The following is a 13,805-nucleotide window of genomic DNA, read 5'->3' as shown; positions in this document are numbered from 1 at the left end:
CGGCCGCCGGTACCGCCAACGCGGACGTACGGCTGTTCGTGCTCGGGCTCGACGGGAGCCGTACGGAGGTCGTCTGGGACCGCGCCCGCTATCCGTATCTGGCTCATGTGCACTGGTCAGAGGCGGGGGCGCCGCTGCTGCTCGTACAGGCGCGCGACCAGCGCAGTCAGGTGTACCTGGCCGTGGACCCCGACACCGGGGCCACCCGCATGGTGCACGCCGACGAAGATCAGAATTGGCTTGATCTTTTCCCCGGGGTTCCGTGCTGGTCCCCCTCCGGACAGCTCGTACGGATCGAGGACGAGGGCGGCGCCCGGGTGCTGGCGGTGGGCGAACGGCCGCTCACCGGAGCGCAGTTGCACGTGCGGGCCGTGCTGGACGTGTCGGAGGACGACGTGCTGGTCTCGGCCTCGGCCGGGGAGGAGGCCGCCGCGCCCGAGATCGGCGAGGTGCACGTCTACCGGGTCAACGAACTCGGCGTGGAGCGCGTGAGCCAGGAGCCCGGCGTGCACTCCGCCGTGCGCGCCGGGGGCGTGACCGTGCTCGTGTCCGTCACGCTCGACCGGCCGGGCGCCCGGGTGCGGGTACTGCGCGAGGGCAAGACCGTCGCCACGGTCCGGTCCCACGCCGAAGATCCTGGTTTGTCCCCGCGGGTGACCCTCACCCAGGGGGGCGCACGCCGAATTCCGTGCGCCGTGCTTATGCCTACGGACTACCCCGGTGACACTCTCCTCCCCGTGCTCCTGGACCCGTACGGCGGTCCGCACGCCTCCCGCGTGGTCGCCGCGCACAACGCGCACCTCACCTCCCAGTGGTTCGCCGACCAGGGCTTCGCGGTGGTGGTCGCCGACGGCCGGGGCACCCCGGGCCGCTCCCCCGCCTGGGAGAAGGCCGTCCACCACGACTTCACGGTCACCCTCGACGACCAGATCGAGGCCCTGCACGACCTCGCGAAGACCCACCCGCTCGACCTCGACCGGGTGGCGATCCGGGGCTGGTCCTACGGCGGCTACCTGTCCGCCCTGGCCGTGCTGCGCCGCCCGGACGTCTTCCACGCGGGCATCGCGGGCGCCCCGGTCACCGACTGGCGGCTGTACGACACGCACTACACCGAGCGGTACCTGGGCGACCCGGCCGCGCACCCGGGGGTGTACGCCCACAGCTCCCTGGTCACCGACGACGGGCTGTCCGCGCCCGCCGACCGGCACCGGCCGCTGATGATCGTGCACGGCCTGGCCGACGACAACGTGGTGGTCGCCCACGCCCTGCGGCTGTCCTCCGCCCTGCTCGCCGCCGGCCGCCCGCACGAGGTGCTGCCGCTGTCCGGGGTCACTCACATGACTCCGCAGGAGCAGGTCGCCGAGAACCTGCTCCTGCTCCAGGTGGACTTCCTCAAGCGCTCCCTGGGACTCGGCCGAGCGTCCGCTCGATGAGTCCCCGAGCGTCCGCTCGATGAGTCCCCGAGCGTCCGCTCAATGAGTTCTCGTGCTGCTGTCCCCGTCGACGTCCCGCTCCCCGGGCGGCACCACCTGCCGCTCCGCCGCGAAGTGGCACGCCGAGTCGTGCGCCTGCGGCCCGGTGCCGTGGCGGAACTCCGCGGGCACCGCCAGCGGCGGCACCTCCAGCGCGCAGCGCTCCCGCGCCTTCCAGCAGCGGGTGCGGAAGCGGCAGCCGGAGGGGACGTTCGCCGGGGACGGCACGTCACCCGAGAGGATGATCCGCTCCCGGCGCTCCCGGACGTCCGGGTCCGGGACGGGTACGGCGGACAGCAGCGCCTGGGTGTAGGGATGCGTGGGATGGTCGTAGATCTGCTCGTCGGTGCCGATCTCGACGATCCTCCCGAGGTACATGACCCCCACCCGGTCGGAGATGTGCCGCACGATCGACAGGTCGTGCGCGATGAAGACGTAGGACAGCTCGAACTCCGCCTGGAGCCGCTCCATCAGGTTGATCACCTGGGCCTGCACGGACACGTCCAGGGCGGAGACCGGCTCGTCGGCGACGATGATCTCCGGGCGCAGGGCGAGACCCCGTGCGATGCCGATGCGCTGGCGCTGGCCGCCGGAGAACTGGTGCGGGTAGCGGTTGGCGTACTCCGGGTCGAGGCCGACCACGTCCAGCAGTTCCCGCACCCTCCTTCGCCGGTCGCCCTTGGGGGCCACCTCGGGATGGATCTCGTACGGCTCCTGGATGATGTCGCCCACCGTCATACGGGGGTTGAGGGAGGTGTACGGGTCCTGGAAGACCATCTGGATGTTGCGGCGGACCGCCTTCAGCGCCTTGCCGGACAGCCGGGTGATGTCCTCGCCGCGGTAGCGGATCTCGCCCGCCGTGGGCCGTTCGAGGTTGCACAGCATCTTCGCGACCGTCGACTTGCCGCAGCCGGACTCGCCGACGATGCCGAGCGTTTCGCCTTTGGCGAGGGTGAAGTCGACGCCGTCGACCGCCCTGACCGTGCCGATCTGCTTCCTGAACAGCACGCCCCGGGTCAGCGGGTAGTGCTTGACGAGCCCGCGCACCTCAAGAATCGGCTCGGCCATCCAGGCACTCCCTCCAGAAGTGGCAGGCGCTCGTGCGGGTTCCGGAGACCTCGTACGGGGGCGGTACGTCCGTCCGGCACACGTCACGGGCCAGGGGGCAGCGCGGGTGGAAGGCGCAGCCCGGCGGGACGGCCCGGAGGTTGGGCGGCAGGCCCTTGATGGCGTAGAGCTCCCGCCCCTTGCGGTCCAGGCGCGGGATCGAGTCCAGCAGGCCGCGGGTGTAGGGATGCGCGGGCGCCTTGTAGATGTCGTGCACCGGCGCCGACTCCACGATCCGGCCCGCGTACATCACCGCGATCCGGTCGGCGACGTCGGCGACCACGCCCAGGTCGTGGGTGATGAGGACGAGGCCCATACGGTACTCGCGCTGGAGTTCGGCGAGCAGGTCCATCACCTGGGCCTGGACGGTGACGTCGAGGGCGGTGGTCGGCTCGTCGGCGATGATGAGCGCCGGTTCCAGGGCCAGCGCCATGGCGATCATGATGCGCTGGCGCATGCCGCCGGAGAACTGGTGGGGGTAGTCGCGCACCCGCTGGGAGGCGGCCGGGATACGGACCCGGTCCATCAGCTCGACCGCCTTGGCGCGGGCGGCCTTGCGGGACATGCCCCGGTGCACGGTGAACATCTCGCCGAGCTGGTCGCCGACCGTCATGACGGGGTTCAGGGCGGACAGCGCGTCCTGGAAGATCATCGCCATCTCGGCGCCCCGGATCCTCCGCCGCTCCTCCTCCTTCAGGGTCAGCAGGTCCGTGCCGCGGAAGAGGACCTGCCCACCGCCGATCCGGCCGGGCGGGATGTCCAGGATGCCCATGACGGCCTGCGCGGTGACGGACTTGCCGCAGCCGGACTCCCCGAGCACGGCGAGCGTCTCGCCCGCGTCCACCCCGCACGTGACCCCGTTGACGGCGTGGACCACCCCGTCCCGGGTGCGGAACTCCACGTGCAGATCACGGACTTCGAGCAGCATGGCACCCTCACCTCAGCCTCGGGTCGAGGGCGTCGCGCACGGCGTCGCCGAGCATGATGAAGGCCAGGACCGTGATCGCCAGGGCTCCGGCCGGCCACAGCAGCGCGTGCGGGGCGTTGCGGATGTAGGGGGAGGCGGTGGAGATGTCGATGCCCCAGGACACGCTGGGCGGTTTCAGCCCGACGCCGAGGTAGGACAGGGTGGCCTCCAGCGCGATGTACGTGCCGAGCGCGATGGTGGCGACGACGATCACCGGGGCGACGGAGTTGGGCGCGATGTGGCGCAGCAGGATGCGGGAGTTGGAGGCGCCGAGGGCGCGGGCGGCCTGGACGTAGTCCTGCTGTTTGGCGGTGAGGACCGAGCCGCGCGCGATGCGGTAGATCTGCGGCCAGCCCAGCAGCACGATGAACCCGACGACCGGCCAGACGGTGTTGCCGGGGACGACGGACAGCAGGACGAGACCGCCGAGGACGACCGGGATGGCGAAGAAGATGTCGGTGATCCGGGACAGGACGGCGTCCCAGGCCCCGCCGAAGAACCCGGCGAGACCGCCCAGCACCGAGCCGAGGACCGCGACCCCGAGCGTGGCGCACACGCCGACCGTGACGGAGGCGCGGGCGCCGTAGACCGTGCGCGTGTAGACGTCGCAGCCCTGGCCGTCGAAGCCGAAGGGGTGGCCGGGCGAGGAGCCGTCCTGGGCCCTGGCCAGGTCGCAGGCGAGCGGGTTGCCCGAGGCGATCAGGGACGGCCGGACCGCGATGACGACCAGGAAGCAGATCACCAGCGCGGAGACGAGGAAGACGGGGTTGCGGCGCAGGTCGCGCCAGGCGTCGGACCACAGGGAGCGGGCCCGTCCGCCGGAGGCGGCTGATGGACGCGGCGCCACCGGGCCCGTGCCCCGCGGGCCGCCGGGCGCCCCCTCCAGGGTGCTCGCCTCGCTCGCCCCGAGGTCCATCGCGCCGCCCATGCCGGTGCCGGCGACGGCGCGCTCGGGCTCGTACGGCTGCTCAGGCATAGCGGATCCTCGGGTCGAGTACGGCGTACAGCAGGTCCACGAGCAGGTTGGCGACGAGGAAGACCAGGACGAGCACCGTCACGAAACCGACGACGGTCTGGGTGTTCTGGCGCAGGATGCCCTGGTAGAGCTGGTAGCCGACGCCGTGGATGTTGAAGATGCGCTCGGTGACGATGGCGCCGCCCATCAGGGCGCCGATGTCGGTGCCGATGAAGGTGACCACCGGGATGAGCGAGTTGCGCAGCAGGTGCCGGACGACGATCCGGCGGCGGGGCAGGCCTTTGGCGACGGCCGTGCGGACGTAGTCGGAGCGCCGGTTCTCGGCGAGGGAGGTGCGGGTCAGGCGGGTGACGTAGGCGAGGGAGACGGAGGCGAGGACTAGGCCGGGCACGATCAGCTCGCCGAAGGCCGCCTCCGGGGAGACCGACGGTTTGATCCAGGCCCACTGGACGCCGAGGAGCAGTTGCAGGAGCAGGCCGGTGACGAAGGTGGGGACGGAGATGACGACGAGGGTGAGGACGAGGACCGAGGTGTCCACGGGCCGGCCGCGGCGCAGTCCGGTCACCACGCCGAGCGCGATGCCGATGACGATCTCGAAGAGGATCGCGACGACGGTCAGCCGGATGGTGACGGGGAACGCCGACGCCATCAGCTGGGTGACGGGCTGGCCGTTGAACGCCGATCCGAAGTCGCCGGTGAAGACGTTGCCCATGTAGGTCGTGTATTGCTGCCACAGCGGCATGTCGAGGCCGAACTGCCGCCTGAGCTGGGCGGCGGTGGCGGTGTCGCAGGCGCGCTGGCCGCACAGTCCGGCGATGGGGTCGCCCATGACGTTGACCATGAGGAAGATCAGCAGGGTGGCCCCGAAGAAGACGGGGATCATCTGGAGCAGCCGGCGCGCGACGTAGCGTCCCATGGCGGATCAGCCGACCTTGATCTCGTCGTAGACGGGGACGCTGAAGGGGTTGAGCGCCACGCCGTGCAGCCGGTCGGTGTAGCCGGCGCTGCCGTTCTGGTACCAGAGCGGGATGGCGGCCATGTTGTCCCGTACGACGCCCTCGGCCTGCTGGAAGAGCCGGATCGCCCTGGTCCTGTCGCTCTCGGCGTTGGCCTGGTCGACGAGGTGGTCGAACCGCTTGTCGGACCACTTGCCGTCGTTGGAGGAGGCGTTCGTGTAGTAGAGCGGCTGGAGGAAGTCCTGGATGAGCGGGTAGTCCATCTGCCAGCCGGCGCGGAAGGGGCCGGTCATCCGGTGCCGGCCGATCTGGTTGCGGAAGTCGGCGAAGGTGCCGACCGGGTTGCCGACGCACGCCTTGTCGTTGCCGAGCACGTTGTTGATGGAGTTGCACACGGCGTCCACCCACTGCTTGTGCGAGCCCGTGTCCGCGTTGTACGTGATCCTCAGCTGGCCGCCGGGGATCCCTCCGCCCTCCTGGATCAGTTTCCTGGCCGCCGCGGGGTCGTACTGGCAGGCCCTGCCGCACAGGCCCGGCTTGTAGCCGCCGTCGGTGCCGAGGACCGGGGATGTCCAGTCGGTGGCGGGGGTGCGGGTGCCGCGGAAGATGGTCCGGGTGATCTGCTCGCGGTTGATGGCCATGGACAGGCCGGTGCGGACCTTCCTGGCCCCGCCGGTGTTCCACTTCGGGTCGTAGAACGGGAAGGCGAGGGTCTGCAGGATGCCGGCCGGGGTGTTGATGTAGCGGCCGCTCAGGTCGGTCCTGACGTTCTTGAGCTGGCTGGCGGGGATGTCGTCGACGAGGTCGAGGTTGCCGGCCAGGACGTCGGTGTACGCGGTGTTGCTGTCGGTGTAGACGACCAGGGTCACGCCGTCGTTGCGGGCCTTGTCGGGGCCGGGGTAGGCGTCCCACTTCCGCAGGGTCATCTGGGCGCCCTTGGTGTACGACTCGATGGTGTACGGGCCGTTGCCGACGGGCTTGTCCAGCCAGGCGGAGTGGTGGGTGAAGAAGGCGCGGGGCAGCGGGGCGAAGGCGGCGTAGCCGAGGGTGTCGGGGAAGGTGGAGAACTTCTGGCCGAGGGTGACGGTGAAGGTGCGCGGGCCGGTGACCTTCAGCCCGGAGAGGGTGTCGGCGGTCTGGGTGCCGGTTTCGGGGTGGACCTTGTCGTAGCCCTGGATGTAGCCGAAGAAGTACGCGTTCTTCTGGTTGTTCCTCAGGCTCGCGCCGTAGTTCCAGGCGTCCACGAAGGACCTGGCGGTGACCGGCTCGCCGTTGCTGAACTTCCAGCCGTTTGTGACGGTGATGGTGAAGTGCCGGGAATCGGTGGTGTCGATCCGCTCGGCGAGCATGTTCTCGGCCTTGCCGGTCTTCGGGTCGTACCGCTTCAGCCCCCGAAAGATCATGTCGAGGACCTTGCCGCCCTGCACCTCGTTGGTGTTGGACGGCTCCAGCGGGTTCTGCGGGTCGCCCCAGGAGGAGCTGAGCACCCTGCCGCCACTACCGCTCGCCCCGCCTCCGCAGGCGGCGAGGGCGAGCAGGACCACCGCCGCACCCGCGGCCCACCGGGCGCGTGCGACTCCACGCATGGGTGTGCCTCCTCGGGGTGCGGTGACCTGAGGACATACCAGCACATTATCCGCATATCGCACACCTGCCGCACCGCCGGGCACCCCGGTCCAGCCGGACGGCCGCACCCCACCGCGGGCCCGGGACGGCCGTCCGGCTCAGTGATGGACTCCGGGGCGCGTCCGGTCGTGGCCGCGGCGTCCCTCACTCGCCCTGAAGCACCGGTTCCCGGCGCCCCTGGGGGGACGCCGGGAACCGGGAACACGCTCTGGGGAGGTCACGCCGCGTGGACGACGTCCTTCTCCTCGGCGAAGTGGCAGGCCGACTCGTGGGCCGCCGGGGTGTCCGTGCCCTGGAAGCGCTCGGGAACGGCGAGGAGCGGGACCTCCTCGGCGCACTTGTCCTGGGCCTTCCAGCAGCGGGTGCGGAAGCGGCAGCCCGAGGGCGGGTTGGCCGGGGACGGCACGTCGCCGGTGAGGATGATCCGCTCGCGGCCCTCGCGGGCCTCCGGGTCCGGCACGGGGACCGCCGACAGCAGCGCCTGGGTGTAGGGGTGCGTCGGGTGGTCGTAGATCTGCTCGTCCGTGCCGATCTCGGCCATCTGACCGAGGTACATCACGCCCACGCGGTCCGAGATGTGCCGGACGATCGACAGGTCGTGCGCGATGAAGAGGTAGGACAGGTTGAACTCGTCCTGCAGCCGCTCCATCAGGTTGATGACCTGCGCCTGGACGGACACGTCCAGCGCCGAGACCGGCTCGTCGCAGATGATGATCTCGGGGTTGAGCGCGAGGCCGCGGGCGATGCCGATGCGCTGGCGCTGACCGCCGGAGAACTGGTGCGGGTAGCGGTTGATGTACTCCGGGTTGAGGCCGACGACGTCCAGCAGCTCCTGCACCTTGCGGCGCCGGTCGCCCTTCGGGGCCACCTCGGGGTGGATGTCGAAGGGCTCGCCGATGATGTCGCCCACCGTCATACGGGGGTTGAGCGAGGTGTACGGGTCCTGGAACACCATCTGGATGTTGCGGCGCACCGCCTTCAGCGCGCGCCCGGACAGCCGGGTGATGTCCTGGCCCTTGTAGAAGATCTCGCCGGCGGTCGCCTGCTCCAGGTTCATCAGCAGCTTGGCGACGGTGGACTTGCCGCAGCCGGACTCGCCCACGATGCCGAGGGTCTCGCCCTGGTACAGGTCGAAGGAGATCCCGTCGACCGCCTTGACCGCGCCGATCTGCTTCTTGAACAGGATGCCCTGGGTCAGCGGGAAGTGCTTGACCAGGTTGCGCACCTGGAGGATGGGCTCGCCGCGCTCGACGGTCGCGTCGAGGGCGGCGACCGCCTCCTCCTCGGTGGCCACGTCGACGGTTTCCACCTCGGAGACGTTCGGCGTGGCGTCGTCCTGCGGCTCGTCGTCCTTCGCGAGCTTCGTGGGCTCAGCCATGGATCGTCTCCTTCCAGAAGTGGCACGCCGAACCCCGCCCGGGCAGTTCGGTGCCGTCCTGCTCGGTGACCGGGTGCAGGGCCGGGATCTCCGTACGGCAGATGTCCTGCGCCTTGGGGCAGCGCGGGTTGAAGGCGCAGCCGGACGGGATACGGGTGAGGTTGGGCGGCAGGCCCTTGATCGCGTAGAGCTCCTGGCCCTTCTGGTCCAGGCGCGGGATCGAGTCGAGCAGGCCCTGCGTGTAGGGGTGCGCGGGCCGCTTGTACAGCTCGTGCACGGGGGCGGTCTCGACGATGCGGCCGGCGTACATCACCGCGATCTTGTCGGCGACGTCCGCGACCACGCCCAGGTCGTGGGTGATCAGGATCAGGCCCATGTTGTACTCGCGCTGCAATTCCGCGAGCAGGTCCATGACCTGGGCCTGCACCGTCACGTCGAGCGCCGTGGTGGGCTCGTCGGCGATGATCAGGTCCGGCTCCAGGGCCAGCGCCATGGCGATCATGATGCGCTGACGCATACCGCCGGAGAACTGGTGCGGGTAGTCCCCCACCCGTGCCGCCGCCGCGGGGATCTTGACCCGGTCCATCAGCTCGATGGCCCTGGCCTTGGCGTCCTTCTTGGACAGGCCCAGGTGGACCCGGAACATCTCGCCGAGCTGGTAGCCCACGGAGAGCACCGGGTTCAGCGAGGACAGCGCGTCCTGGAAGATCATGGCGATCTTCCGGCCGCGGATCTTCCGCCGCTCCTCCTCGGACATCTTCAGCATGTCCTCGCCGCGGAAGAGGATCTCCCCCTGGGGGATCCGCCCGGGCGGCATGTCGAGGATGCCCATGATCGCCTGCGCGGTCACGGACTTGCCGGAGCCGGACTCGCCGAGCACGGCGAGCGTCTCACCGGCGCTGACCGTGTAGTTGACACCGTTGACGGCCTTGGCGACGCCGTCCCTGGTCTTGAACTCCACGTGCAGGTCGCGGACTTCGAGAAGCGGGGTACCGGAGTCGGTGGCCGGCCGGGGTGCGGGAACGTCCGCCGGCTTGTCGATGATGGTCACGTACGCCTCCCTCAGCGCAGCTTGGGGTCGAGGGCGTTGCGTACCGCATCGCCGAACATGAGGAACGAGAGCACCGTGACCGAGACCATGACCGAGGGAATGATCAGGACGTACGGCGCGTTGCGCAGCTGCTGCCGCCCGTTGGCCACGTCCACACCCCAGGACACCGTGGGCTCGGCGAGACCGACACCGAGGAAGGACAGCGTGGCCTCGGCCGCGATGTAGCCGCCCAGCGCGATGGTCGCCACGACGATGATGGGGGCGAGCGCGTTGGGCAGGATGTGCCTGAGCAGGATGCGCGAGGTGGAGGCGCCGAGCGCCCTGGCCGCGACGACGTAGTCGGCCTGCTTGATGGTGACCACGGCACCGCGGGCGACACGGGCGATCGTCGTCCAGCCGAGGAAGGCTATGGCCAGGATGACGACCCAGATCTTGCGCTCGGCGAAGGTGGTGAGGATGACCAGGGCGCCGAGCAGGTACGGGATGCCCATGAAGACGTCGGTGATCCGGGAGAGCAGGCTGTCGAGCCAGCCCCCGAAGTAGCCGGCGATCATGCCGACCAGGGTGCCGAGGATGGTCACCGCCACGGTCACACCGACGCCCACCAGGATCGAGGCGCGGGCCCCGTAGATGACCCGGGCGTAGATGGAACGTCCCTGGCCTTCGTACCCGAACCAGTCGGGCGCGAAGAAGTGGCCCCAGTTGGGGTGCTGGAGGTAGTGCTTGGCCAGATCGGCGTCGCGCGGAGAGGCGCTGGTGAACAGCGACGGCGCGGCCGCCATCACGAGCAGCAGCAGGATCAGTACGGCCGAGACCAGGAAGAGCGGGTTCCGGCGCAGGTCGTGCCAGGCGTCGGACCAGAGGCTGCGCGCCTTCGCCGAAGCGGGCGCCCCGCTCTCGGGAGCGGTGGCCTCGGACGCCGTACTGGTCGCCTCGGGCAGTTCGACCTTGTCAGCGGTCTTCTCAGGCATACCGGATCCTCGGGTCCAGGACCGCGTAGAGCAGGTCGACGAGCAGGCTGGTGATCAGGTAGACGACCACGATCAGCGTGGCGATGCCCACGACCGTGGCGCCCTCCCTGCGGGTGAGGGCTTCGAAGATGGCGTTGCCGACACCCTGCACGTTGAAGATGCCCTCGGTCACGATGGCGCCGGTCATCAGGTTGCCGATGTCGGTGCCGAGGAAGGTGACCACGGGGATCAGGGAGTTGCGCATGAGGTGCACGCCGACGACCCTGCGGCGCGGCAGTCCCTTGGCCACGGCGGTGCGCATGTAGTCGGCCCGCAGGTTCTCCGCCATCGACGTACGGGTCAGCCGGGCCACGTACGCCAGGGAGAGGGACCCCAGGACGAGCGCGGGCAGGAAGAGGTCGCCGAAGTTCTCGGAGTCCTGCACGGTCGGGGTGATCAGCTGGAGCTGGAACGCGAAGACGTACTGCATCAGGTAGCCCAGCACGAAGGAGGGCATCGAGATCAGGATCAGCGTGAGGGTCAGCAGCCCGCGGTCCCGGACGGAGTCCGGGCGGAGCCCGGCGATGACACCGAGGCCGATGCCGACGACCACCATGAAGACGAACGCGAACAGGGTGAGGCGGATGGTCACCGGGAACGCGTCGGCGATGATGTCCGCGACCTCGCGCTTGCTCGCGATCTCGGTGCCGAAGTCCCCCTGGAACAGGCCGCCCAGGTAATGGCCGTACTGCCACCACCAGGGCCGGTCGAGTCCGAGGTCATGTTTGATGTTCGCGACCACGGTCGGGTCGAACGCCTGCTCTCCCATGAGCGCCCTCACGGGGTCACCGGGCAGGACGTACATCATCATGAAGATCAGGAAAGTTGACCCGAGGAATACCGGGATCATCTGGAGCAGTCGTCGTGCGACATAACGCCCCATGGGGTGCCTCCGTGTGGGATAACTGCAGCCGCGGCCGTCCGGAAGAGGAACCCTCCGTGCAGTTCTCCGCACCTTCGCGGAAGCCGAAGGCCAAGGAGGGGCGGGGGGGGGAGGACGACCCTGCGGCCTCCGTCGCCGCCGGTCGGGCGACCGGCGGCGACGGACTGACGGCCGAGGGGGAAGTGGCCCGCAGGCTCGCTTACTTGACGGTGACCTTGTTCAGCTCGACGTCACCGCGGTAGTCGATGTTGACGTTCTCGACGTTCTTACCGTGGCCACCGTTGATCTGGTAGTACCACAGCGGGATGGACGGCATCTTCTCGAGGAGCTTCTTCTCGACCTGCTGGTAGGCCTTGACCGCCTCCTCCATGGACTCCGCCTTGTCGCCCTTCGCCATCAGCCCGTCGATCTCCTTGTCGGAGAAATGACCGTTGTTGGACTCGGCCTTGGTGTGGTACAGCTCCTTGATGAAGTTGACGTTGACCGGGTAGTCGGCCACCCAGCCACCGCGGTACATCGACTTGACCTCGTTGTTGTCACGCGCCTCGAGGTCGGTGGCGAAGTCCGGCTTCGGGTCGCCGACGCAGTCGATGCCGGTGGCGTTGCGGATCGACTCGCAGACCGCGGTCACCCACTCCTTGTGGCCACCGTCGGAGTTGTACTGGATCCAGAGCTTGTTGCCCGGGACGCCGCCGCCCTCCTTGACGAGAGCCTTGGCCTTGGTCGGGTTGTACTTGAACACGTCCGTGTTCAGGTCCTGGTTGCCCTTGACCTGCGGCGGGGTGAAGCTCGTCGCCGGCGTACGGGTGCCGTTCAGGACGGTCTTGGTGATCGTGTCACGGTCGATCGCCATGGACAGACCCTGGAGGACCTTCGGGTTGACGCCCTTGAACGTCTTGGAGTAGAAGGCCGGGGTCAGCGTCTGGATGGCCGCGTACGGCTGCTCGATGGCGCCGTCACCGAGGTCCTGCTTGTACTTCGGCAGGTCCGTCGGACCGACCTGCTTGATGATGTCCAGGTTGCCGGAGACGACATCCTGGTACGCCGCCTCGACGGTGGTGTAGTGCTTGAACTGGATGCCCTTGTTCTCGGCCTTGTTCGGGCCCTTGTAGCCGTCCCAGGCCTTGACCTGGATCAGCTTCTTGTGGGTCCACTTCTCGAACTCGTACGGGCCGTTGCCGACCGGCTTCTGGCCGAACGCCTTCGGGTCGTCGAAGAAGACCTTCGGCATCGGGGCGAAGGTGGAGTAGCCCAGCTTGTAGTTGAAGTAGGGGACGCGGTCCGTCAGCTGGATGGTGAAGGTGTGGTCGTCCACGACCTTCAGACCCGACATCTTGTCGGACTTCGGGTCGCCCTTCTCCGGGTGGACGTCGTCGTAGCCGGCGATGTCCGAGAACCAGAAGGAGTTCTGCTGGTTGTTCTTGGAGTTCGCGTACCAGTTCCAGGCGTCGACGTACGACTGCGCGGTGACGGGCTCGCCGTTGTGGAACTTCCAGCCGTCCTTGAGCTTGACCGTCCAGAGCTTCGAGTCCTTGGTGTCCACGGACTCGGCGTTGGTGTAGACGATCTCGCCCTTGTCGTCGAAGTCCAGCAGCTGCGTGAACAGGGCTCGGATGACGTAGGCGCCGTTGCTCTCGTTGGTGTCGGCCGGCATCAGCGGCTTCTGCGGCTCGCCGACGTCGATGGACACGTAACCAGCGAGCGCGCCCTTCTTCTTCGGCGAATCGCCCTTGTCACTGCCGCCGCCGCCACAGGCAGTCGCGGCCAGCGCGACGACGATTGCCCCCGCGACCCACTTGGCGCTCCTGGCACCACGCATGGGTTCCTCCTCATGAGTCCTGTTGTTCACCGCAAGAGTGGGCACACGACACTCCGCCGACTTGTCAACCGGAGAAGATCGGGTGCCCCCGCACGCTCGTACGCCGTCGTCCGCTGCCACTGACAGGGTGACTCGCTCATCCGAGCTCTACGCGCCTAACTATCTGCTATCGACCACGGGCCGACCACACCCCTGAGGTCTCGGTTCGATCACACCTGTTTCTCACTTCTTCCAAAATCCGGACAAAGGGTTTGGCGAAAGACCCCTGCGAAACGGACTTGTTACACATCTATCGGTGCCGAGTGTCCGAATAACGGACACTTGGCGGAGAAAAACCGGTTGCGGTCTACCGTGGCCCTCGTGAGGTGTCGCAGGCGCGCACGCGACGCCGCGCACACCGTGCACCCGCCGTCCCGTTTCCGTCAACGGGCGCCGGAACCAAGCCATTCGGTCACGGCCTCTCGGTGCGCTCCGGGTGCGTGCGTCCGCAGCAAGGTAGTGCGAACCGGCCGCCCCGTGTCGGTTCCGGGCCGGGCCGAAGGGTTTTCCCTACCCTCCCC

The 13,805-nt window shown here is 68.7% G+C and carries 11 protein-coding genes; 1 reads left to right on the top strand and 10 read right to left on the bottom strand.

Annotation, left to right across the window (positions count from 1 at the left end; translation table 11 throughout):
* A partial coding sequence (locus C1I97_RS16945) for a S9 family peptidase (RefSeq protein WP_111004056.1) occupies positions 1-1,433 on the top strand: 1,433 nt, incomplete at its 5' end.
* Between the two features lie 39 nt (positions 1,434-1,472).
* On the opposite strand, the gene C1I97_RS16940 is transcribed toward C1I97_RS16945, so the two are convergent.
* The 10 genes from C1I97_RS16940 to C1I97_RS16895 form a co-directional block, all read right to left on the bottom strand.
* On the bottom strand, positions 1,473-2,540 hold the full coding sequence (locus tag C1I97_RS16940) for an ABC transporter ATP-binding protein (protein WP_111004055.1): 1,068 nt from the start codon (positions 2,538-2,540) through the stop codon (positions 1,473-1,475).
* Positions 2,521-3,507 carry an ABC transporter ATP-binding protein gene (locus tag C1I97_RS16935; RefSeq protein WP_111004054.1) on the bottom strand — a complete coding sequence of 329 codons (987 nt, stop codon included), beginning with the start codon at positions 3,505-3,507 and terminating at the stop codon, positions 2,521-2,523. Before C1I97_RS16935 ends, C1I97_RS16940 begins: the two co-directional genes overlap by 20 nt.
* A 7-nt stretch (positions 3,508-3,514) precedes the next feature.
* The gene (locus C1I97_RS16930; protein WP_111004053.1) at positions 3,515-4,522 is read right to left on the bottom strand and encodes an ABC transporter permease; all 1,008 of its coding nucleotides are present in this window, start codon (positions 4,520-4,522) and stop codon (positions 3,515-3,517) included.
* Positions 4,515-5,438 (bottom strand): ABC transporter permease, encoded by a 924-nt coding sequence (locus tag C1I97_RS16925; RefSeq protein ID WP_111004052.1) that lies wholly within the window; start codon positions 5,436-5,438, stop codon positions 4,515-4,517. The genes C1I97_RS16930 and C1I97_RS16925 overlap by 8 nt, the downstream gene beginning before the upstream one ends.
* 6 nt (positions 5,439-5,444) lie before the next feature.
* A complete protein-coding gene (locus C1I97_RS16920; protein ID WP_111004051.1) occupies positions 5,445-7,064 on the bottom strand; it encodes a peptide ABC transporter substrate-binding protein in 1,620 nt (539 codons plus the stop codon).
* A gap of 257 nt (positions 7,065-7,321) precedes the next feature.
* Entirely contained in the window at positions 7,322-8,482 is a 1,161-nt protein-coding gene (locus tag C1I97_RS16915; RefSeq protein WP_111004050.1) for an ABC transporter ATP-binding protein, read from the bottom strand.
* On the bottom strand, positions 8,475-9,533 hold the full coding sequence (locus C1I97_RS16910; protein ID WP_111004049.1) for an ABC transporter ATP-binding protein: 1,059 nt from the start codon (positions 9,531-9,533) through the stop codon (positions 8,475-8,477). Before C1I97_RS16910 ends, C1I97_RS16915 begins: the two co-directional genes overlap by 8 nt.
* A gap of 11 nt (positions 9,534-9,544) precedes the next feature.
* Complete coding sequence (locus tag C1I97_RS16905) at positions 9,545-10,504, bottom strand: ABC transporter permease (protein WP_111004048.1); 960 nt, start codon at positions 10,502-10,504, stop codon at positions 9,545-9,547.
* A complete protein-coding gene (locus C1I97_RS16900) occupies positions 10,497-11,426 on the bottom strand; it encodes an ABC transporter permease (RefSeq protein ID WP_111004047.1) in 930 nt (309 codons plus the stop codon). The genes C1I97_RS16905 and C1I97_RS16900 overlap by 8 nt, the downstream gene beginning before the upstream one ends.
* Before the next feature lie 199 nt (positions 11,427-11,625).
* On the bottom strand, positions 11,626-13,245 hold the full coding sequence (locus tag C1I97_RS16895) for a peptide ABC transporter substrate-binding protein (protein ID WP_111004046.1): 1,620 nt from the start codon (positions 13,243-13,245) through the stop codon (positions 11,626-11,628).
* Between the last annotated feature and the right edge of the window lie 560 nt (positions 13,246-13,805).

This window comes from Streptomyces sp. NTH33 (assembly GCF_003236365.1).
Lineage (GTDB): Bacteria > Actinomycetota > Actinomycetes > Streptomycetales > Streptomycetaceae > Streptomyces.
This window is presented reverse-complemented; position numbering and strand designations above follow the sequence as displayed.